This window comes from Lactococcus sp. bn62, assembly GCF_029492705.2.
In the GTDB taxonomy this organism is placed as follows: Bacteria; Bacillota; Bacilli; order Lactobacillales; family Streptococcaceae; genus Lactococcus; species Lactococcus petauri.
Genome location: NZ_CP120417.1, coordinates 1,135,264 through 1,158,033, shown reverse-complemented (window position 1 = coordinate 1,158,033; position 22,770 = coordinate 1,135,264). Strand labels below are relative to the sequence as shown.

The following is a 22,770-nucleotide window of genomic DNA, read 5'->3' as shown; positions in this document are numbered from 1 at the left end:
TAATATTCTTGAAAGTTTTATAAATTTATGGTATACTTAAAAAACCATGAAACGTGAACTTCTACTTGCAAATATTGACAGCATAAAAAAACGTATGCCCGACTTCGTTTTGGAATATTATCAATCAAAGCTTAGTATTCCTTATAGCTTGACTACGCTCTATCAATATCTTTTAGAATACGAGAGATTTTTTAATTGGCTTATTGATAGTGATGTCAGCAAAGCAAAAAATATTTCTGGTATAGATTTAGATACATTAGAAAATCTAGCACGTTCTGACATTGAGGGTTATATCCTCTACTTACGTGAAAAACCACGTCAAAATAATAAGTCTGGACTAACACAAAACTCAGTAAAACGTACTTTAGCTGCACTTTCCAGCCTTTTTAAATATCTTACGGAGCAAGCTGAAGGCGTAAATGGCGAGCCATACTTTTACCGTAATGTTATGAAAAAAGTGCAGATTCAAAAAAATAGAGAAACTTTGGCTTCCAGGGCTGAGAATATTAAAGGAAAACTGTTTTTAGGCGATGAAACACAAGGTTTTCTGGATTTTATTGATAATGAATACGAAAAAAGTTTGTCTAATCGAGCACTCTCTTCTTTTAATAAAAATAAAGAACGTGATTTAGCGATTATTGCGCTGATGTTGGCTTCTGGCGTACGTTTGTCTGAAGCTGTTAATATCAATATAGCTGATCTGAATATGAAGACTCTAGTTGTGGAAGTTACACGTAAAGGGGGCAAACGGGATGCCGTTAATATTGCAAAATTTGCTGAGCTTTATCTACTCAACTACTTAGAGATTCGTGAACAGCGTTATAAACCAGAAAAAAGTAATAAAGCCTTCTTCTTGTCTATTTACCGAGGGCAAGCTTCTCGGATTGATGGATCAAGCATTGAAAAGTTAGTCTCTAAGTACTCGCAAGCTTTTAAAGTAAGAATAACACCACATAAACTTCGTCACACCTTAGCGACTCGCCTTTACGCACAAACCAATTCTCAAGTTCTGGTAAGTCATCAGCTCGGACATTCTTCAACACAGGTTACAGACCTCTACACCCATATTATTAGTCAAGAACAGAAAAATGCACTTGACGAACTATAAGCAAGACTGGTAAAATTTAAGTAGACTATTAATTTAAGATAAAAACTATAAGTGGAAAGAATCGAATGAATAATACTACTCTAAAAATGTCACAACAAGAAATTATTTATGAATTGAAATATGCTTGGAGCAGACAAAAATCCGTTAGCATACGCTTTTTGCAAAATTCACAAGAAACTACTTCTCAAGGTAAAATTTTTGGTATTGACTATGATTTACTTTATATTAAAGAAGAGAACTTGGTGCGGAGAATCGCCTTAGATGATATTTTAAGCATAAATATATAACATTTTACATAATTAATTTTATGTAAAATGCACTCGATAATAAAAACCTCTAAATTAATAGAGGTTTTTATTATTACATTTTTTCAATGATTTGGCTTAAGTCTTCTAATGCTCGCTCAGCAACCTTCGTATAACGTTCCTTTTTATCACGGATACGCGGACCTTCAAGTTCTTTGACAATACCAAAGGTCACATTCATAGGTTGGAAATGTTTACTGTCTGTATGTGTGATGTAATATGGGAGAGCACCAATAGCTGTTGTTTGCGGGAATATGATTTCTTCTTCACCCTTAAAAAGACGAGCAGCGTTTATTCCGGCAACCAAACCACTTGCTGCTGATTCAACGTAACCTTCTACACCAGTCATTTGACCGGCAAAGAAAAGATTTTCTTGTTTTCTTGATTGGAAAGTTTGCTTGAGTAGGTTAGGAGAATCCATGTATGAATTTCGATGCATTACACCATAACGTACAAACTCAGCATTTTCTAATCCAGGTATCATTTGGAAAACACGTTTTTGCTCCCCCCACTTAAGGTGAGTTTGGAAACCTACGATATTATACAAAGATGCCGAAGCATTATCCTGGCGCAACTGTACAACGGCATAAGGCGTTTTAAAATCACCATCACGTGGACCTGTATATGTATCAGGATATTCTAATCCAACAGGTTTCATTGGACCAAATAACATTGTTTTATAACCACGTTTAGCCATTTCCTCGATTGGCATGCAACCTTCGAAAACTTTTAGATCTTCAAATGAATTGAGTGGAGCCTCTTCAGCAGTAATTAAAGCTTGTTGGAAATTATTGAATTCTTCCTTTGTCATTGGACAATTGATATAGTCCGCTTCTCCTTTATCGTAACGAGATTTTTTATAGACTTTATCGTAATCTATTGTATTCGCATCAATAATCGGAGCTGCAGCATCATAGAAATAAAAGCCATCCCCACCATTAAATTCATGAATTTTTGCAGCTAAAGCATCACTTGTTAAGGGACCCGTTGCAATAATTGTAATTTCTTCGTCTAAGTTAGGTAAATCTGTAATTTCACCGCGGATTACCTCAATCAAAGGGTTTTCTGAAACAGCTTGAGTAATAAAAGCTGAAAACTCTTCACGGTCAACTGCTAAAGCTCCGCCAGCTGGCACTTGTGTTTTTTCGGCAGCTTGCATCATGACAGAATCCAAACGACGCATCTCCTCTTTCAGTAGTCCCACAGCATTTGTGAGTGCTGCTCCACGGAAAGAATTTGAACAAACCAACTCGGCAAATTTGTCTGTTTTATGCTGAGGCGTAGCTTTAACGCCACGCATTTCGTAAAGTTTTACTGGAATGCCACGTTTTGCAATTTGGTAAGCAGCTTCAGAACCCGCAAGACCTGCGCCAATAACGTTTATATGTGTTTTATTCATTTTAACTTTCTATATTATTAAACATAAAATTAATTATGTAAAATGACTTTATTTTTGTTTTTCCTCTTTGTAGTCACAAGTTTCATTACTACATACTACTTGTTTGCCACCGCCACGTACTTTCTTTTCTACCAAATAGTGCTCACATTTTGGACAAGAACGGCCAACAGGTTTATCCCAGCTTGTAAATTCGCACTCAGGGTATCTGTCACAACCATAGAAAAGACGATTTTTCTTTGTCTTACGTTCAATGATTTGCCCTTTGTGGCAACTTGGACAGGTTACGCCAATTTCTTTTACAATGGCTTTGGTATTGTGACATTCAGGGAAATTACTACATGCATAGAATTTGCCATATCGTCCCAACTTAATTACCATTGGATGTCCACAAACGTCACAATCAAAACCAGCTGGTTCGTCTTTAATGACGATTTTTTCCATTTCAACTTCGGCTTTTTCAAGTTCGACGGCAAAAGGTTTATAAAATTGATCAACGACATCAACCCAACGGCGCTGACCTTCTTCTACTTTATCCAGATCTTTTTCCATTTCGGCTGTAAATTCAGTATTTACAATATTCGGGAAAAATTCAACCACAAGTTTATTTACAATTTCGCCTAGTTCAGTTGGTTCAAAACGTTTGGCCACTAAACGGGCATAATAACGTTTTTGGATTGTTTCAAGAGTTGGTGCATATGTTGATGGACGACCAACTCCATTTTCTTCCAGAACTTTAATCAAAGTTGCTTCACTGTAACGGGCAGGCGGCTGAGTAAAGTGCTGTTCTGGTTTGAGATTTGCCTTCTTAACAGCATCTCCAGCTGCCATATCAGGAAGCATGTTGTTTTTCTCAGAGTCGTTATAGATAGCTAAATAACCATCAAATTTAACTTGTGAGCCATTGGCAATGAAAATCACACCATTTTGTGAAAGATTGACTTTCATCGTATCAAAAATAGCAGCTGTCATTTGGCTTGCCACAAAGCGATTCCAAATTAAAGTGTAAAGTTTTAACTGATCTTTGTCTAAATATTTCGCAATTGCTTCAGGGGTATTAAGGACATTAGTGGGACGGATTGCTTCATGGGCATCTTGAGCTCCGGCTTTATTAGAAACTTTTGACGAATGCTTGCTATACTTAGCCCCAAAACGCTCTGTAATGAAGTCTGCAGCTACGCCTTGCGCCATTGGAGAGATACGTGTTGAATCGGTACGCATATAGGTAATCAGCCCTTGGTGGCCTTGTGCACCTAATGTGAGCCCCTCATATAGTTGTTGGGCAACCATCATGGTTTTCCGTGTACGGAAATTAATTTTATTGGCCGCATCTTGTTGCATTGAGCTAGTTGTGTATGGAAGTGGTGAATTTCTACGACGTTCTTTTTTCTCTACTTTATCAACATCGAAATCTGGACCAGACAACCGAGACATAACTTCCATCACATCATCGTTGTTATTTAGTGCACGTTTCTTACCATCAACACCCCAGAAAGCAGCTTTAAACTTTTTAGCTCCTTTTTTAAATTCGCCATCAATTGACCAATATTCTTGAGGGATAAAAGCATTAATTTCGTTTTCTCGATCAACAATGAGTTTGAGGGCGATAGACTGGACACGACCAGCTGATAATCCTTTTTTAACTTTTTTCCAAAGAATTGGACTGATTGAATACCCAACTAAACGGTCTAAAATACGTCGTGCTTGTTGTGCATCTACCAAATCAACATCAATACTACGTGGTTCTTTAAATGCATTTTTAACAGCATCTTTAGTAATTTCGTTAAAAACAACCCGATTTTTATCTTCCAAAGGAAGACCTAAAATATGTGCCAAGTGCCAAGCAATGGCTTCTCCTTCTCGGTCCGGGTCACTTGCTAAGTAAACAGCTTTTGCTGCTTTAGCCTCTTTTTTAAGAGAATTGATCAGTGGTGCTTTTCCACGTATATTAATATATTGTGGTTCATAATCATTGTCAATGTCTACGGACATTGTTGATTTTTTCAAATCACGTATATGCCCAACAGAAGCAACAACTTTGTAGTTTCGTCCTAAATATTTTTCAATTGTTTTTGCTTTAGCAGGTGACTCAACAATTACGAGATTTTTGCCTTTAACAATTTTTGTTTTCTTTTTACTCGCAGTTTTCTTACTGCTCTTTTTCTTTTTTGTAGTTGTTTGTTTTTCACTTGCTTTCGCCATATATTTACCTATTTTTTCAAATTTCAATAGTCTAATAATATAGGCTTTTAGGTCAGATGTCAAGTAATAAAACCAAAAGTGTTTTTCTTATAGGAGAATTAAACATTTATTAAAAGAAAAAAAGTTCTGTCAGTCCTTGGTTTTACTAATTTTACATAGATTTATAAATTTTCAATTTTTATAAAAAATTAAGGAAAGAAATTCCCTTCATATAAATAAAATTCATCTAAAATATCTTGTCCATGAGTGACAAGCTTGGCTGCACCTTGTTGGATTAATTGATTACAGCCAGAAGCATTTCTATTCAAAATATCTCCAGGTACAGCAAAAACTTCTCTATTACCCTCTAAAGCATAACGACTTGTGATAAGGCTACCACTACGTTGTTTTGCTTCCACAACGACAACTCCACGGGAAAGACCAGCAATGATTCTATTTCTCTCTGGGAAATGAAACTTGAGGGGTTGCTCTCCTACAAGGTATTCTGATAAAACTAATTCATGTGCTGCTAAGTATTCTTGTAATTTACGATTTTCTTTTGGATAACTAATATCTAACCCATTACCAATGACAGCAATGGTTGGAGTTTTTTGTTTTACAGCTGCTACATGGCTTGAGGTGTCAACACCGCGTGCTAATCCGCTCACAATAACAAAGTTTTGCTTTAATTCCTCAATAAGCTTGTGGATTATTCTTGGTGCTTCCTTAGACATTTCACGACTGCCTACAAACCCAAGTTTAGGAAGACTAAGCAATTTAAGATCTCCTCGGTAAAAAAGGAGGGCAGGTGGATTATATGTTTCTCTCAGCCATTCGGGATAAATGTCATCTAAAATGGAAAAGGAGGGGAAAATTTTGTATTGCTCACGAAGTCGTTTCACATCTTGACTCTTATAACTCTCAATAAAATTAGGGACAGTTTTGACCTCTGCAATCCGCGATAACTGGCGTAGAGTGAGTCTTGCTTCATGCCTCCTCTGATAATCAATCAGTTTCAAAATCCCTAAATTAGACATTCCTGCTTTTTTCAAACGTAATATTTCAAAGTTTTTAATCATGCAGTCTCCATTTTTGGTGTTATTCAATAATTAATACGCAAAAAATAGAAGCTGTTCACATAAAAAACTGCATTTCTGCAGTTTTTTTATTCCGCTTGTTCAATATCTTTTTTGAGTTGATCAAGATTAAATTTGGCTTGGAGGAAGTTTTGAGATTTTGTTGGGAAGTTTTGCTCTAAGGCATCCACTTGGCCTATTTCTACTTTACCGGAAAAGCCAGTAAATCCTAAAATATGGCCACCAAAATTGCATGAATCAGCAAGAAAATGCAGATGGTATCCAGCGACACTTACACCATGAAACATTTCTGGAGTCCAAAAACCGACGATAGTTCCCATGACGTTCTCCTCTTTATATTCGGGTTGATTTTCTGCTACTTTAGCAAAAGGTTCACCTTCTGCTGCGCCTGGAGCCATGCGCACATGCATCATATCAAAATCACCAGTCATTTTAATTGTATAAAAGGTATTTTCGCTATTAAACTCATTTTCAATTTTTTTGAAGAGTTCTTCGCTGGCGATTTTTTCTTCTTGTTGGAAAGAAAGTGTTGCTTCATGATGAGATACTGCAGCGTATGGGACAGTTTCATTGTCTTCTACTTGACGTACTTTTTTGTCTCCTGTTGCAATATAAGCTTTGCCATCCAAGACAATCAACTCACCATTGATACCTGACAAGGTTCCAATACCAAAGTTGCCTTTTTTCAAAAGCTCTCCAATCGTTAAGGTTCCTTCATAAAGTCCTGACATCAAAGCTGCAAGGGTGTTGTGTTGAAATAATTTCATTTTTCTTTCCTTTCAAATTTTGTAATTTTCAATACTCTAATTTTACCATATTATTACTGTCATGATAAAAATACGGATTGTTTTTTTAAGGCATTTTCTAAAAAAAAAACTAAGCAATATTGCTTAGTTTTTGATTAATTATGTATTAGTCTTCAAACCATTTATCAACTTGTTCTTTATGAGATTTAATCCATGTTGCTGCTGCTTGTTCTGGTGTTTTACCATTTTGAACATCAAGCATTACAGATTCCATATCTTTTTGAGACCAGTTAAACTTGTCTAATACTTTATAAGCTTCAGGATTATCTTCTTTAAGTCCTTTACGTACAATAGTATTGATGTCTTCAGCTTTACCCATTGAGTTTTTAGGATCTTCTAAATATTTCAAATCATACTTATTAAACATCCAGTGAGGTGACCAGCCAGTGATTACGATATCTTTATGTTGCTTGATAGCTTCACCAAGGGCAACAGTCATCGCACCTGAAGACGATGGTACTAAGTTCCAATCTTTCAAGTTATCATAATCTTTCAGAGCCTTCTCTGTTGCGGCCATAACACCAGCACCAGGTTCAATACCGATAATTGATTTATCTGCTTGATCCTTCAGATCTTCGATAGAATTTGCTTTCATGTAGCTTGGTACGACAAGACCAACTTTAGCTCCTTTAAGGTTAGGGCCAAGTAATTCAACGAACTTGCTGAACTTTTTCCATTGTGTTTCATGAGTGTTTGGGAGCCAAGCAGAAACCATACCGTCAGCTTGACCATTTGCTACAGTTTGCCAAGCAACTGTATTATCTAAAGCTGTCTTCTTAACGTCAAATCCATGTTGCTCCATAGCTTGACTTAATACGTTAATAGATGCAACTTCTGAGTCCCAGTTCATATATACAAGCTCAACATTTTTATCTGTTGCTGTTTTCGTAAGTGTAACACCAGAAATACCACCAATGATAAGAACGATAAGGGCTACTAACGCTCCTCTTTTTTTCCATTTCTTAAGTTGCGGATTGCCTTGTTTTTCAGTTGGGGCAACATTAAGTTTTTGAGTGAAACGGTCAATGATAATAGCTAAAATAACTAAAGCAATACCGTTTACAAAACCTTTACCGATATCCGCAGATTGAACAGCAGCTAAGACGCCACGTCCAAGACCAGGTGCACCGATCATTGAAGCAATAACGACCATTGAAAGTGCCAACATAATAGTTTGGTTAACACCTGCTAAAATTGTTCCTTTTGCTAACGGAAACTCTAACTTAAAGAGCTTTTGTCTTGGTGTTGACCCAAAAGAATCTGCTGCTTCGACCAATTCAGTAGAAACTTGACGAATACCCAAGTTTGTCATACGAACTGTTGGTGGCAAAGCAAAGATAACTGAGGCAAATACACCAGGGACCACACCGATACCAAAGAAAGCAACGGCCGGAATCAAGTAAACGAAACCGGGCATGGTTTGCATGAAGTCCAAAATGGGCTGCACAATCTTAGCAACAAGTTCGGACTTAGCCATCCATATACCTAAAGGAATACCGATAATAATAGAAACTAAACTAGAAAGCAAGACCAATGTTACTGTATTCATCAAGTCTGTCCATAAACCTTGATTGGCAATAAGAACTAAACCTAAGAATGTAAAGATAGGGAAGGCAATTTTACGTCCAGAAACTAAAACTGCAAAGAAAGTAACAACAATAATCATTAACCAAAATGGTACAGCTGTAAGTCCCGCAGTTACTGTATCCATAATTGCTGTACCAGCTTTTTGAATAATATCAAAACCAGCACTTAGATTGCTTGTAATCCAATCTGTTGCAGTCGAAACCCAATCTGCTAAGGGTATCTTACCTATTGCTAACTCAATCATTATTTACCTCCTCATCGTCTACATCTGCTAAAGCTTCAAGTACTCGTCCGCGAATAAGAATACCTTTGAGGAATCCTTCGTCATCTACCACGGCAACAGGCGTTGGAGAGTCATATATGATAGGTAAGATATCACTTACTAATGTTTCTTTACCAACTTGTCCAACATCTGTCATGAGAACTTCGCGAAGAGATTTATTCGCTTGTTTTGCTTGAACTGCTGCTTCACTGGTAATAACACCATAAAATTGACGTTTTTTATCGACAGCCATTAAAGAACTTACTTCTTCTGTCTTCATCTTTTTAAGCGCAACACTTGGACCATCAATGTCAATGTTAGTTGTTAAGGCAGGAATCATAATGTTCTCCGCTGTGATAACTTTTGCACGATCGACATCTTCTACGAAGGTTTTAACGTAATCATTAGCAGGATTAGTAAGAATTTCTTCACCTGTACCAATCTGCATGATTTTACCATCTTTCATAATGGCAATACGGTCACCGATACGTAATGCTTCATTCAAGTCATGCGAAATGAAAATAATTGTTTTTTGGAATTTTGCTTGAAGTTCCAAAAGTTCATCTTGCATCTCACGACGAATCAATGGGTCCAAAGCTGAGAAAGCTTCATCCATCAGAAGAATTTCTGGGTCATTGGCTAAAGCACGCGCTAAGCCGACACGTTGTTGCATCCCTCCTGAAAGTTGATTTGGATATTGATTTTTAAAATCAAGTAAGTTAGCATTGTCTAAAGCTTTTTCAGCACGCTTGCGACGCTCTTCTTTTGGTACGTTTTGTACTTCCAAACCATATTCTGTATTCTCAAGAATCGTTCTATGAGGGAAGAGACCAAAATTTTGGAAAACCATACTCATCGTTTTGCGACGCACTTTCAGCAAATCTTCTTTATTTAACGTAGCAACATCTTCACCGTCAATGAAAATCTTACCGCTTGTTGGCTCAATCAAACGATTAAGCAAACGTAATAGTGTGGACTTCCCTGAACCAGAAAGTCCCATAATAACGAAAATTTCGCCTTCATTTACTTCGAAGTTGGCATCATAAACACCGACACTCGCACCTGTTTTTCTTAAAATTTCGTTTTTCGAATCACCCTGCTCGACCATTGCCAAAGCAGTTTTTACACGTTTACCAAATATTTTGGTTAAGTGCTCAATTTTAATTTTTACTGGCAAAATATTCTCCTTTACTCTTAATAATTAAATACATTTCATTATTTAATGTTCATCAAAGTGACCATTCCATAATAACAAGGTATTGTCACTTTGTCAAATAAGTAAACTTACAAATATCTTAAATTGCCTAAATTTGAAAAAAATCCTCCTATAGCGACAGTTCCTATTGCCTGTCTCTATAGAAAGATATTTCTCAATGTCAAAACTAATTTTTATAAAAGAAATTTTGAATAATTTGTAAAGAATCTGCTCCACCAACAAAATACAAGGTATCATATTGGTTCAATGTTGCATATGGACCCGGCGAAATAATTAATTCGTCATTCTGTAAGATGGCAATAACGGTTGCACCTGTATTTTGCCATAAGTTCATTTCTCCGATAGTTTTACCTAAGTTTTCGGAAGGTTCATTAAGCTCAAGTTCAATCGGAGTCATTGGATTGGATTTTTGAAAGTGTGCTGTTTGTCCAACGAGTTTATCTAAAGTCGATGAAAAATTGGCAAGTTCCTTTTGTTGGCGAGCGACACTTTTCAAAATATCAGCTTGTAAATCCTGAATTGATTTAACTTCTTGATGTTGAGTCAAAAACTCTTGAGCTTTTTGACGTGAAGCAATAACGACGCCACTTCCATGAATTGAATCCACAATCCCTAAATCACTAAGAATGCTTACTGCTTTTCGTGCTGTTTCGGGAGAAACACCAAAAGTTGTTGCTAAGGTCGATCTTGCATAAATTTTTTGACCGATTTTTAATTCGTTGCGTACAATATTTTCCGCAATTAATATAGCAATTTGCTGATATTTCGGTTGTCTAACCTCTTTCACTTTTTCCTCCTTTTTTATTTATCCGTATACTATCATCATATAAAAATGCATTATGCCTTCTATTTTAATGTAAAAATACAAAAAAAGATAGTAAAATTATTTTTAAAGTGTAAAATTTCGAATATATCCTAGTTTGTATTTTATCGACTTGTATGATAAATATGTTTCGTATAAGTAATCTATGATATAATAGTCGCAAAAGTTTAAAAATAGAAAGTGATAATATGAACTGGATTTTTCGATTGATTAAAGGAATGATTATTGCTCTTGGCTTCATTCTTCCTGGTGTTTCTGGCGGGGTTCTTGCAGCCATTTTAGGGATTTATGAACGTATGCTCCATTTCTTGGCTCATATTCGTCAGGATTTCAAGAAGAATTTTCTTTTCTTCCTTCCTGTTGGTATTGGTGGGATTTTGGGCTTAGTTCTCCTTAGTCGACCTCTTGAGTGGGTGTTAGCGCATTATCAGATAATTGTATTATGGGGGTTTGCAGGTGCAATTTTAGGAACACTCCCTTCTCTCTTTAAAGAAAGCACACGTCAGAAGGCTCGTGATAAAAGTGATACCTTTACTTTAATCCTCACATTTGTTTTGTCAACACTTATTTTATATATGTTACCTGCCATTGCAGGAACGGTTCCGGCAAACTTCTTTGGTTTCTTCCTTGCAGGTATTTTAATCGCCTTAGGTGTTTTGGTACCTGGACTTAGCCCCTCAAATCTTCTTTTAATTCTTGGACTTTTCTCTCCAATGCTCGAAGGTTTTAAAAACCGTGATATTTTCGGTGTGTTTCTTCCTATTGCCATTGGTGGATTATTTGCTCTAGTAAGTTTTTCAAAATTAATGGAGAAACTTCTTATTAATTTCCATTCTAAAGTTTACAACTTTATCATTGGTTTAGTACTCTCAAGCACATTGCTGATTGTAGTACCTACACAAAGTGCCGAAGCCATCAATTATGCAGGTGCAACTCTCTCAACCTTCTTTATGAGTGCTCTACTCTTTGTAATTGGACTTGTATTAGGTCTATGGATGAGTAAGTTAGAAGAAAAATATAAATAAAGATTAATATCATAATAAAAAAGACTGGATATCAAACCAGTCTTTTTGTCTTAATCTGTTTCAATTAAACCAATATTTTTATCGGCACGTCGGTAAACAACACTCGTACGATTAGTATAGGCATCCAAGAAAACATAAAAATCATGGCCAAGCATATCCATCTGAAGCACTGCCTCTTCCGCATCCATCGGTTTAAGATCAACACGTTTCGTGCGGACGATTTTCACAGTATCTTCTTCAATCTCATCAATGGCATCTAAAGGAGCAAATTCGTCACCAAAGGCTAAGCCAGTTGGGACATTTATTTTTGATTTGCGGTTTACACGCGTTTTATATTTGCGAATTTGTCGTTCTAACTTTTCTTCCACTAAATCAATAGCTGCAAGTACATCTAGAGCAGTATTTTCTGCTCTTAAAGTTACATTTTTAGCTGGCACAGTTACTTCAACCTTATTACGCTTATCGGAATAAGACTTAATATTCACGTAGGCTGTGACTTCATGTCCATCATTAAAATATTTATTTAATTTACCGATTTTATCTTCGATATATGAACGAATTGCATCTGTAATTTCCACATTTTCAGCACGAATACTAAATTTAATCATAAGGTTGTTCCCATGGCATTTCAAAGAAATGCTCTTTCTTTTATTTATTTCTTATTTAATTTTAATATAAAAACAAATATGGGTCAACTAATATCCGAGATTTACCAGAATTAAAACTCTTGTGCTGCAGTTTCTACTTTACCAAGGAATTCAGCCAAAAATTCTTCAGCTTTTTCAGGTTGGTAAGCATGACCTTCAACACTAAGTGAAGAGAAGTCTGTACCAATAAATTCAAAGATAGTCTTCATGTATTGGCTACCTGTATCTTGACCATTGTACATACCACCGCTTGCTTGCAAGTGCATAACTTTCTTATCTGTTGCCAAACCTTTTGGTCCTTCTGCTGTGTAACGGAAAGTTTTACCAGCAACATTGACTGTATCAATCCATTTTTTTAGGCTAGCAGGAATCATAAGGTTCCACAATGGGCTCGCAATGACTACCTTATCTGCTGAAAGGAACTGTTCTGTAAAGGCACCAAAACGTGCAACTTTATCTTGTTGTGATTCAGACAAGGCAGTGAAGTCTACACCATTTTGCATTGCAATAAAAGCAGAAGCCATGTCTTGATCAATTTCAGGAATGTCGGCAGAGAAAACATCGAGTACTTCTACTTCATCATCTGCATTTGCAGTCTTATAGGCTGATACGAAAGTATCCAAGCCTTTAATTGAGAAGCTGTCTTCAGCTGTCAAAGGATGTCCTTTTACAACAAGTAATTTAGTCATTAATAAATCCTCCAAGATTTTGTTTAATTTACATTTGTAAACAATTTTTACTTTAATATTATAGCAAAAACATTTTACGAATGCTACAATTTTAGTACGTGAAACTTAGCACAAACTTAAAAGATAATAAAACCACCTCGAAATGTTTCAAGATGGTTTTATTTTTAATGACGAATGAGATAGTCAAAAGCACCCAGAGAAGCTGTTGCACCACTTCCCATAGCAATCACAATTTGTTTATAAACTGAATCTGTACAATCCCCTGCAGCAAATACACCAGGTACATTAGTAGCCCCTTGCTTATCAACGATAATTTCGCCTCGAGAGTTACGCTCTACTACTCCCTCAAGCCACTCTGTGCTGGGCACAAGACCGATAAGAATAAAGACACCTGATAATTCGAGGTTTACTTCTTTTTGAGTATCACGCTCGACATAATCTAGACTTTCAACTTTATCTGTACCATGAATAGCCTTCGTTTCTACATTGGTCAGAACCGTAACATTATCCAGTGAATAGAGTTTTTCTTGTAAAACTTTATCTGCTTTAAGCTCTGGTAAAAATTCTAAAACAGTCACATGTTCAACTACACCAGCTAAATCGATGGCTGCTTCAATCCCCGAGTTTCCTCCCCCAACTACGGCAATTTTTTGACCTGCAAAGATCGGTCCATCACAATGCGGACAATAAGCAATTCCTTTATTTTTGAATTCTTCCTCACCTGGAATACCAAGTGAACGCCAACGTGCTCCTGTTGATAATACAACCGTTTTAGACTGTAGGACAGCTCCATTTTCCAGAGTCACTTCAAGCAGGTCGTTTTTCTCTAATTTCACTGCTTTTTGTGTTTTCATAATATCAGCTGGATAGGCTTTGACATGTTCTTCCAGTTGAGCAGCTAACTTTGGTCCTTCAGTATAAGTCGTCCCAATCAAGTTTTCAATGCCTAGAGTTTCTAATGGCTGACCACCGAATTTTTCTGCTAAAATACCTGTGCGTATCCCTTTGCGTGCTGCATAAATAGCCGCACTTGCACCTGCTGGACCACCGCCAACAACAAGAACATCATAAGGATCTTTATCATCAAATTCTTCACTTCCAGCTTGACCCACGAGTTTATTTAATATTTCTTCAAGACTCATGCGCCCACTTGAAAATTCCTCACCGTTAACAAAAACTGTTGGCACAGCCATCACACCACGAGATTTGACTTCGTTTTGGAACATGCCGCCTTCAATCATCGTATGCGTAATATTTTCGTTAAGAACACTCATGATATTCAAGGCTTGGACAACATCTGGACAGTTATGACAAGTCAAACTTACATAAGTTTCAAAATGATAAGGTTTATCGATAGCTTGAATTCGTTTTTTAAGGTCTTCTTCAATCTTTGGTGAGCGACCACTTACTTGTAAAAGCGCCAAAACAAGCGAGTTAAATTCATGACCTAAAGGAATACCAGCAAAAGCAATACCTCTCATTTCTCCCTTGCGGACAACAGAAAAGCCAGGAGCTTTGACTAACTTAGCTTCTTCAACACTTATACGTGGTGACATTTCAGCAATTTCATTAACAAAATCACGTACTTTTTTACCGTTAGCATCTTCAGGATCTGCCTTAACGCGTAATGCGATATCATTTTCTAGAAGCTCTAAATATTGCTTGAGTTGTGCTTTAAGATTTTCTTCTAACATTTTATCTTTCCATTCTTTTTAGCTTAAAAAGGCGAGTAATCTACTTCGCCTCATTAAATTAAATTTTACCAACTAAGTCTAAACCTGGTGTTAGAGTTTCCGCATCTTCTTTCCATTTAGCTGGGCAAACTTCTCCTGGATTTTTACGGATATATTGTGCTGCACGTACTTTATCTACTAATTGGCTTGCATCACGACCAATACCATCTGCAGTTATTTCGACAGCTTGTACAATACCATCTGGGTCGATGATAAATGAACCACGTTGTGATAAACCAGATTCTTCATCCAATACATCAAAAATACGAGAAATCTTTTGTGATGGGTCAGCCAACATTGGGTATTCTACCTTACCAATAGCTTCACTGTGCTCATGCCAAGCAGCATGGACGAAATGTGTATCCGTAGAACATGAGTAAACCTCTACGCCTAAGTCTTTAAGAATACTGTATTGCTCTTGTAAATCTTCCAATTCTGTTGGACAAACAAAAGAGAAATCCGCAGGATAAAAGACAATAACATTCCATTTTCCTTTAAGATCATCTGAATTTACTGTCAAGAACTTGCCGTTTTGATATGCTTCAGTGACGAAATGTTCAACTTCTTTTCCGATTAAGGACATGATTTTTTCTCCAATTTTTCTATTATTTTTTATGCTTCTTTAATAATTATCACAAAATGAATAATGTTAGTCAAAAGATATGTTCAAATTTTCGAAAGAAAATAAAGCGCTTAACACTTTTGAATTATTACACTTTAGGTTTATGACTCTAAGTAATCCCGTTCAGCCTAATACAACATTCTTTCATAGTTTTAAAATGTTCATCAAATAATATATTGTTTTTTAATTGAAAAAAGTCTCAACTATTACGATTTAATAAAAAAAGCCAAATTCGGCTTTTTATTTTGCAGTCAAAGCTAACGTCTTATCCAACATAAAAGGACGTAAATAGGCTGTAGCACTGCTCATTGGAAGAATTTCGTCACTGAGTGCAATCCCTAATTCATTTTGAATATAAGCTCTTCTGTTTTGCACGCGCGTCCAAATGTCAGGATATTCTTCCTGTATCTCTTTTCTTAACTGCGCATCCGCTAGGAAGATACCGCTCTCACAACTTACACCGCCGTACCCAGGAACAGATGGAATAATATCAATCTGGAACAGCATGCCACTCTCGATACTTTCTGTTGACTGCGGATAAACTGGTGAGCTCATCCATTCTTCATCAGCGGAGAGATGGCCAGGATTAAGAGTCCAACCGTATTTTTCTTGTGGCAAAACTTCTTCTATTTTGTTATATAGCTCTTGCCCTTGTATACCAATCTTGATTGTTTCCAGCCAAGTTTTAACGGCATTAAAATAAGGTTTTACAATAGCCGAAAGATAATCTTTCTCTTCATCTGGAAGATCAGAAACTTGACTTACTGCATAGCCTCCTCGGCTTTGGAGGCCTCCTTTATACCCTGTCGTTAGGGAAAGTTTGTCTCCCTTTTTAATGACTTTATCGTTTGGATAGATATTGGCCTTTACAAAACGTTCGCCTGTTGCCATTATTGTAACGACATTATGTGCTTGTCCAAGGTCTGATAATTCTCTTGCAACTTCCATTTCACTTTTTCCAAGCTCTATCTGATTCATCGCGTTTAACATGCATCGTCCTGCCAAAGCAGCACCAAATTCATAATGGGCAAATTCGTTTGCATTATTTGTTGTGCGAACACCATTTTCCCCGATAAAAAGACGTGTAGCATTTTCTAGTATGGCTTTTGGACATAAACTTTGGACAGCGTGAACTAAGAAATGAGGTAAATCGAAAAGCTGATAATTATCCTCTTTTGTGCTGGTAAAGTTTTTCCACCCCACTAAACCAATCTTTTGAGTATGCTCTAGGTCACATTGACTTAAGATTTCTTCAACTGTTTCTTGAGTATTCATAGGCTGATTAGGTAGAGAAAGATGTGGCATATGTACAGCTTCTGCTTTTAACCTTGCCTTATCTGCTTTATTTAGGTTTTCATTACCTAAAACAAGATAAGCTTTGCTATCCTTATGAAGTACAAGCAGGGCTTCTTCAAAACGCGGGAGAAAACCTGTAAGATACTCAAAGTTACTTCCATGTTCTAGGTCCGCATAGATAATTAAGCAATCAAAATTATCTTGGGTCATTTTATCAAGTAATTCCTGCCTTCTCTGCGCCATTGTATCATCTGTCAGTCCAACTGGTCTTAAGTTTTCTTCAAGCGTTGGGGGGTTAAATTTCGTGAGTTGAATCATCTCTTGCTCCTTTTTGTCAAAATAAGAACTGCCGCTTCAGCAATTCTTATTTTTTTTCTATATTTTATTAATTTTTTAACTCTTGGGCGACGGCTTTCAAGCGTGAAAACTGAGCGGGTTCGGATAAAGAAACAGTCATTTCCCAAGCTTTGCTTCCTTCCTCAACCGCTAAAGTCAGGAAAAAGCGCTGAAAATAGGATAAGCGATCCGACTGTCGAAGATATTCAATATCGTCATGTGTCAAATAGATTTGATCACGTTGGATAGCTTTATTTAAATAGCGGAGCCAGAGCCTCGCATTTCCTCTTGATTTTTGAGCCGCAGCTTCAAAATATTCTTTCCAATTCATTTATAATAGCCTCAAAAGTTCAGGATTTTCTTTTAAATAATTTTTTAATGCTTCTTGGCCGTAAGCGAGACCGTAAGCTTCTAAAACAACCGCAGGATCAGAAGTCCCTTCTGAATAGCTGTTGAGCAAGTCAAGGAGTGTATCTGGACGTTCAATGTTTAATTTCTTCATAATCTGAGCAATGTCAGGAATATCCTTGGCTCTGCCCACTTGAATTTTGTCAATCAAAACTGACTGCAAGGAAGACAAATAGACTTCGAGATGACTTGCCTTGAAGATTAAAACTTTATCTTCATCAGAAAGTGACATGATGCGACCGATAGAATGGCTTAACCAAGGTTCATTAGCCGTTCCGACATGAAATTCTTGCCCAATCTCAGCAATAATTTCCTCAACTTTCGCAGTTGATTCATAAAAGGCATCGATATCCTCTGTAGCTTTTAGACCATGATACTCCAAGACAAAACCGCCTACGCATTGTAAGCTTAGGTGGATATCATTTTCTGCTAATTTTTCATTCAAACGCGTAAACAACTTATTATAATTCATAAATTATATACTTTCTCTTGAAAACTCTCTTCTTGATTATAGCATACCGTGTCTTATAAAAAAAGAGTTTTTCCTCTTTTTACATAATAAAAAACACCTAGTGGTGTTTTAAGAGTTAATTTTCGCAAAGGCTTGATTCAAGTCTTCCAATAAATCTTGGATATCTTCGATACCGGCAGATAGGCGAATCAGGCCATCCTTAATACCAGCTTCTTCACGAATCTTTTTCGGTATTGAAGCATGGGTCATCACTGCAGGTACCTCAATCAGACTTTCCACACCGCCGAGTGATTCAGCTAAAGTAAAGTATTCTAAAGCCTCGACAAAGTCTTTGACTTTATGTTCATCCTTAAGTTCAAAAGAAAGCATTCCTCCAAAGCCAGACATTTGTTGTGAAGCAATCTCATAACCTGGGTCTTGCGGAAGTCCTGGATAATAGACTTTGCTTACTTTCTCTGACGCATCAAGAAACTCTGCAATTTTTTGAGCATTTTTAGCATGGGCCTCCATACGAAGTGCTAAAGTTTTGATTCCTCTTTGAACTAACCAGCTGTCTTGAGGACCTAAAACACCACCGATTGAATTTTGCATGAAGGCGATACGTTCAGCTAATTCTTCTTTATCTGTGGTGACAAGTCCAGAAACAACATCGGAATGTCCACCAAGATACTTCGTACCCGAATGCAAGACAATATCTGCCCCCAAACTTAATGGACGTTGGAAATAAGGTGTTGCAAAAGTATTATCAACGATTGTCAGTAGACTATTTTCTTTAGCAATATCTGCAAGTTTTTGGATATCTAAGACAGTCATCAAGGGGTTAGAAGGTGTTTCAAAATAAATTGCCTTAGTTGATGCTTTAATCTTATCTTTTAAAGCATCAATATCTGTTAAATCTACCAAGTCATATTCCAAACCAAAATTAGACATGACTTTATCCATGAGGCGGAAAGTTCCCCCATAAACATCATTACCTAGAATCAAGTGGTCCCCTGATTTAAAAATAGAAAGAACGGCATGAATGCCAGCCAAACCTGAACCAAAAGCAAAGCCTTGGACACCACCCTCTAAGTCGGCAATAAGTGTCTCTAAGGCATGACGTGTTGGGTTCCCCGATCTCGAGTATTCATAAGCTTTGGGCTGCCCGAGACCATCTTGCTTATAGGTCGATACTTGATAGATAGGAACAGAAACAGCACCTGTTGTAGCATCTTCACTGATACCACCATGAATCATCTTCGTTTTTAATTTCATTTCACTCATACTTCACCTCTTTTTAATTGTTTATTTATTATAATGCAGATTATCTATTGTTGACTTTGGGTAATCCTATATCCGACTTTTAATTTTTTTATATCTAAAAAAACACAGAATTTATAAGAGAAAAACCCTTTAAATAAGGGCCTTTTCTTATAGTTTCACTTCATTTACTGGAGCAAAAAGATCATTTAAAGCTTCACTCATGGTTGGATGAGTGTAGATATGATCTCTTAACATGGTGTAAGGTAATTTTGCTTTCATCGCAAGCGATAAAATATTTATCACTTCATGTGATTCTTCAGCATAAAGAGTTGCACCTAATATTTCTTGTGTGTCAGGATCAACCAGCGCTTTAAGTAGCCCTTTACTTTGTCCAAGTACTGCAGATTTTGGAATAGATGTAGCTTCTAAACGGAACAATCGGTACTTGGTACCTTGAGCTTGAGCTATTGTTTCTGTTAAGCCTATATTAGACAGAGTTGGTGTGATAAAAACACTACTTGCTAACTCGCCTCGATTACTTAATGTGCGAGATTTGTCGCCATAAAGTTGACTTTCAATGATACGAAAATCATCCAATGATGTATAAGTAAATTGAGGACCACCGTGAACATCACCTAAAGCCCAAATATTTGGAGTCGAAGTTTCAAGTTTTTCATTCACCAAAATATGCCCGGCCTCACCAACCTTAATTGACGTATTTTCTAAGCCCAATCCAGATGTATTAGGCTTACGCCCTGTAGCAAGAAGAATCTTATTCCCCTGCACCTCTTCTGCCTGACCGTCTCTTGTAATATTGAGGATGCTTTCTTCATCACGGTCAAAAACACCATTTATCTCATAGCCAAGTTTGAATACTGCACCAGCATCTTCTAAATCTCGCTTCACGCGCTGCGCAACATCTCTATCTTGACGCGGCAAAAATATATCGTGTGAGTCAATAATCGTTACCTTTGATCCATAAGACAGAAACATGGCTGCAAATTCAAGTCCGATATATCCAGAACCCACAATCAGAAGGTGTTCAGGTTTTTCTTGTAAGTCCATCAACCCTGTCGAGGTCACAAGATTTTTACTCTCCGACATACCAAGGATTGAGGGCAAAATAGCACGCGCGCCCGTATTAATAAAAATACGTTCAGCTTGAACCAGCATTATCGGCTTTCCTTCTTCTGAAATCTCCACCTCATGATCTGAAAGAAATCGTGCTTTACCATCAATTACAGTTGCATTGGGCTCATCCGCAATCATATGGTAATTCTTTTTATTCAGCTTTTCAACAAGGCTGAATTTTTGAAGGACTGCCTCAGTGAAAGCTTCACCTTTTTGGCCATTTACAATTAGAGATTTAGACGGAATACAGCCGATATTAATACAAGTTCCCCCGTACATCCGCGTAGATTGCTCGACGATTGCTACTGATTCCCCTTTATTGGCCAATGATTTAGCAAGGGTTTTCCCTGCTTTTCCAAAGCCAATAATCAGATTCTTAAATGTCCTTCTCTCCATATTAAAGCTTGCCTCTATAGTCTACGATGAGAAGATTGTGGCTCAAATATTCTCCGTCTGTTTTCAAAGCAATAAGGTTGTAGCTGCCTTCTACTTTAGCATGTAAATCTTGGGCACTCCAGAACATTTCTCCCCATTTTTTGAAGTAAACAGGGCCAAATTCTGAATCCATATGTGCATCAAAAGCCTCTGGCAACTTGCCTTTGTCTATAGCAAGGATACGGTAACGTGAGATGCCGCCCGCACATGCGTCAATAGCTTCATTCTTTTCACTCAACTCGTGGTCGAAATCCAATACAAAATCTGCATTTTCAAATTTTGCTAATTTTTCGCTTACTGTTTTGTCAAATATAATTTTCATGCTTGTTTCCTCCTATGGTTTAAGCAAGTGCCTTAATTTCTTTTCCTAATTGATCCAAGCCGTTTTCAAAAACTGACCAGTCTTGTGTAAGTTTCAGTAGCAAGAGACTCCCCTGTATCGTTGAGATGATATGCTGAGCTTGCGTTTTAGAACGCGCTTGAGTCCAACCTGTGATTTCCATAATCCTCGCTTGAATCAATGCTGTCCACGTCTCCATGAGCTGTCCCAACAACTCACGAAAATCTTTATCCTCACTCGCACCAAGTTCAACGACGAGGTTTCCTACAGCACAACCATAATGTTGTGTTTCATCCTCATGCACCTGAATTTCCCAGTTTAGCATTGCAAGCAAAGCTTGTTTGGGGTCCTCCATCTGGCGCAATAGCGGATCAAAACATTGTGTTTCCCAGTCGTTACTGTGAGAACGAATCACTTCTAAGCAGATTTCTTTTTTTGATAAAAAATAATGATAAAGTTGTCCTTTTCCAGTACCTGAGTCCTCGAGAATATCTCGGATAGAAGTTGAGGCATATCCTCTTTGACAAAAAAGTTTTTTACTGCTCTCAATGATTTTTTCTTTTGCTTCTGACACTTTACACGCTCCAATCATTTTACCTACCGCTTGGTACAATATTAATATACCAAATTATGGTGCCTTGACCAAATAATTGAACTGGAAATTTTTGTTTCTATCTCAGCTTTAAAAAATCCCAAAACAAAAACCTACTCTGTTTAAGGCCATATACCTTAAGCGGAGTAGGTTTTTCTGATATGTGTTTTAAATTACACCAACAAGGATGAAGAGGATAACGATAATCCCAAGTGCAATACGGTACCAACCAAATATTTGGAAGTCACGGCGTTTGATGTAATTCATCAAGAATTTAATAACGAAGATAGATACAACATAAGCAACAACCATTCCAACGATAAGGGCAATCACTTCTGAGAGACTAAAGTGAAGGCCGAATTTCAAGAGTTTGAAGGCTGAGGCACCAAGCATAGTTGGTACTGCAAGGAAAAAAGTAAACTCAGCAGCAACGACACGTGAGACACCGATGAGCAAAGCACCAATAATTGTTGCGCCTGAACGAGATGTACCTGGAATCATTGAGAGAACTTGGAACATCCCGATGATCAGTGCAGTTTGATAGGTGATTTCTTTCATTGTATTGATTTTTGGTACACGTGTTTTATTCCAACGTTCAATCACGATAAAGGCGATACCATAGACAATCAGCATAATGGCAATTGTCAAGGGTGTCCCGAAATTTTCTTCTAAGAAATCATTCAAGAATAAGCCAAATACAGCAGACGGAAGGAAGGCAACGACAACCTTAACCCACATGTTAAAGACAGAGCGTTTGATGCGCACACCTTTACCTTCTACATTAACAAAAGGATTCATCTGTGACCAGAATTCCACAATAACCGCAATAATTGCGCCTAATTGAATGACAACAAAGAACATATCTTTGAAAGATTGTGTCATGTCGGTATGGATGAAGGCATCCACTAAAAGCATATGCCCTGTACTTGATACAGGTAACCACTCTGTAATTCCCTCGACGATGCCGAGAAAAATAATTTTCAAAAGTTCAATAAAATTTAAATCCATTTTTCCTTATATC

Annotated in this window: 22 protein-coding genes; 3 read left to right on the top strand and 19 right to left on the bottom strand. The window is 37.1% G+C overall.

The annotated features are described in order from the left end of the window. Positions 1 to 46 precede the first annotated feature (46 nt). Together xerS and P3G65_RS06050 are read left to right on the top strand one after the other, a co-directional pair. Complete coding sequence (gene xerS / locus P3G65_RS06055) at positions 47 to 1,108, top strand: tyrosine recombinase XerS (RefSeq protein WP_019292267.1); 1,062 nt, start codon at positions 47 to 49, stop codon at positions 1,106 to 1,108. A 65-nt stretch (positions 1,109 to 1,173) separates the two neighbouring features. Further along, positions 1,174 to 1,395 (top strand): hypothetical protein, encoded by a 222-nt coding sequence (locus P3G65_RS06050; RefSeq protein WP_019292266.1) that lies wholly within the window; start codon positions 1,174 to 1,176, stop codon positions 1,393 to 1,395. A 73-nt stretch (positions 1,396 to 1,468) separates the two neighbouring features. Here the strand turns inward: P3G65_RS06050 and trmFO are convergent, their stop codons facing one another. The 7 genes from trmFO to P3G65_RS06015 all read right to left on the bottom strand — a co-directional run bounded on the left by trmFO (position 1,469) and on the right by P3G65_RS06015 (position 10,745). Further along, positions 1,469 to 2,812, bottom strand: a complete 1,344-nt coding sequence (trmFO, locus tag P3G65_RS06045; RefSeq protein ID WP_019291671.1) for a methylenetetrahydrofolate--tRNA-(uracil(54)-C(5))-methyltransferase (FADH(2)-oxidizing) TrmFO — start codon at positions 2,810 to 2,812, stop codon at positions 1,469 to 1,471. 48 nt (positions 2,813 to 2,860) lie between these two features. Next, positions 2,861 to 5,011: a type I DNA topoisomerase gene (gene topA / locus P3G65_RS06040; RefSeq protein WP_029343511.1), complete on the bottom strand. Its 2,151-nt coding sequence runs from the start codon at positions 5,009 to 5,011 to the stop codon at positions 2,861 to 2,863. A 188-nt stretch (positions 5,012 to 5,199) separates the two neighbouring features. Continuing rightward, complete coding sequence (gene dprA / locus P3G65_RS06035; protein WP_019291673.1) at positions 5,200 to 6,069, bottom strand: DNA-processing protein DprA; 870 nt, start codon at positions 6,067 to 6,069, stop codon at positions 5,200 to 5,202. An 86-nt stretch (positions 6,070 to 6,155) separates the two neighbouring features. Beyond that, positions 6,156 to 6,854, bottom strand: a complete 699-nt coding sequence (budA, locus tag P3G65_RS06030) for an acetolactate decarboxylase (protein WP_019291674.1) — start codon at positions 6,852 to 6,854, stop codon at positions 6,156 to 6,158. A 145-nt stretch (positions 6,855 to 6,999) separates the two neighbouring features. Further along, entirely contained in the window at positions 7,000 to 8,724 is a 1,725-nt protein-coding gene (locus P3G65_RS06025; RefSeq protein ID WP_019291675.1) for an ABC transporter permease/substrate binding protein, read from the bottom strand. Beyond that, positions 8,717 to 9,919, bottom strand: coding sequence for a glycine betaine/L-proline ABC transporter ATP-binding protein (locus P3G65_RS06020; protein ID WP_014024780.1), 1,203 nt, complete (start codon positions 9,917 to 9,919; stop codon positions 8,717 to 8,719). The genes P3G65_RS06025 and P3G65_RS06020 overlap by 8 nt, the downstream gene beginning before the upstream one ends. A gap of 205 nt (positions 9,920 to 10,124) precedes the next feature. Further along, a complete protein-coding gene (locus P3G65_RS06015) occupies positions 10,125 to 10,745 on the bottom strand; it encodes a GntR family transcriptional regulator (protein WP_019291676.1) in 621 nt (206 codons plus the stop codon). A 224-nt stretch (positions 10,746 to 10,969) separates the two neighbouring features. On the opposite strand from P3G65_RS06015, the gene P3G65_RS06010 reads away from it, so the two are divergent. Next, positions 10,970 to 11,806 (top strand): DUF368 domain-containing protein, encoded by an 837-nt coding sequence (locus tag P3G65_RS06010; RefSeq protein ID WP_019291677.1) that lies wholly within the window; start codon positions 10,970 to 10,972, stop codon positions 11,804 to 11,806. 50 nt (positions 11,807 to 11,856) lie between these two features. On the opposite strand, the gene hpf is transcribed toward P3G65_RS06010, so the two are convergent. From hpf to P3G65_RS05950, 12 genes are all read right to left on the bottom strand, one after another. Beyond that, positions 11,857 to 12,414, bottom strand: coding sequence for a ribosome hibernation-promoting factor, HPF/YfiA family (gene hpf, locus P3G65_RS06005; protein ID WP_019291678.1), 558 nt, complete (start codon positions 12,412 to 12,414; stop codon positions 11,857 to 11,859). Positions 12,415 to 12,524: 110 nt separating this feature from the next. Then, on the bottom strand, positions 12,525 to 13,142 hold the full coding sequence (locus tag P3G65_RS06000; RefSeq protein WP_017370397.1) for an FMN-dependent NADH-azoreductase: 618 nt from the start codon (positions 13,140 to 13,142) through the stop codon (positions 12,525 to 12,527). A gap of 164 nt (positions 13,143 to 13,306) precedes the next feature. Beyond that, positions 13,307 to 14,836, bottom strand: coding sequence for an alkyl hydroperoxide reductase subunit F (gene ahpF, locus P3G65_RS05995; RefSeq protein ID WP_284071121.1), 1,530 nt, complete (start codon positions 14,834 to 14,836; stop codon positions 13,307 to 13,309). A gap of 58 nt (positions 14,837 to 14,894) precedes the next feature. After that, positions 14,895 to 15,458 carry an alkyl hydroperoxide reductase subunit C gene (gene ahpC, locus P3G65_RS05990; RefSeq protein ID WP_019291680.1) on the bottom strand — a complete coding sequence of 188 codons (564 nt, stop codon included), beginning with the start codon at positions 15,456 to 15,458 and terminating at the stop codon, positions 14,895 to 14,897. 279 nt (positions 15,459 to 15,737) lie between these two features. Beyond that, positions 15,738 to 17,111, bottom strand: coding sequence for a Xaa-Pro peptidase family protein (locus P3G65_RS05985; RefSeq protein WP_019291681.1), 1,374 nt, complete (start codon positions 17,109 to 17,111; stop codon positions 15,738 to 15,740). 67 nt (positions 17,112 to 17,178) lie between these two features. Next, positions 17,179 to 17,460, bottom strand: coding sequence for a hypothetical protein (locus P3G65_RS05980; protein ID WP_019291682.1), 282 nt, complete (start codon positions 17,458 to 17,460; stop codon positions 17,179 to 17,181). Continuing rightward, positions 17,461 to 18,009, bottom strand: a complete 549-nt coding sequence (locus tag P3G65_RS05975) for a DUF6036 family nucleotidyltransferase (RefSeq protein WP_019291683.1) — start codon at positions 18,007 to 18,009, stop codon at positions 17,461 to 17,463. Between the two features lie 108 nt (positions 18,010 to 18,117). Next, positions 18,118 to 19,272 carry a cystathionine gamma-synthase gene (locus tag P3G65_RS05970; protein WP_019291684.1) on the bottom strand — a complete coding sequence of 385 codons (1,155 nt, stop codon included), beginning with the start codon at positions 19,270 to 19,272 and terminating at the stop codon, positions 18,118 to 18,120. Positions 19,273 to 19,419: 147 nt separating this feature from the next. Next, complete coding sequence (locus P3G65_RS05965; RefSeq protein WP_019291685.1) at positions 19,420 to 20,778, bottom strand: FAD-dependent oxidoreductase; 1,359 nt, start codon at positions 20,776 to 20,778, stop codon at positions 19,420 to 19,422. 1 nt (position 20,779) lies between these two features. Next, on the bottom strand, positions 20,780 to 21,139 hold the full coding sequence (locus P3G65_RS05960) for an iron-sulfur cluster biosynthesis family protein (protein ID WP_004257197.1): 360 nt from the start codon (positions 21,137 to 21,139) through the stop codon (positions 20,780 to 20,782). A gap of 19 nt (positions 21,140 to 21,158) precedes the next feature. Next, on the bottom strand, positions 21,159 to 21,731 hold the full coding sequence (locus P3G65_RS05955) for a TetR/AcrR family transcriptional regulator (RefSeq protein ID WP_014024790.1): 573 nt from the start codon (positions 21,729 to 21,731) through the stop codon (positions 21,159 to 21,161). Between the two features lie 186 nt (positions 21,732 to 21,917). Then, a complete protein-coding gene (locus P3G65_RS05950; protein ID WP_004257193.1) occupies positions 21,918 to 22,757 on the bottom strand; it encodes an undecaprenyl-diphosphate phosphatase in 840 nt (279 codons plus the stop codon). Positions 22,758 to 22,770 lie beyond the last annotated feature (13 nt).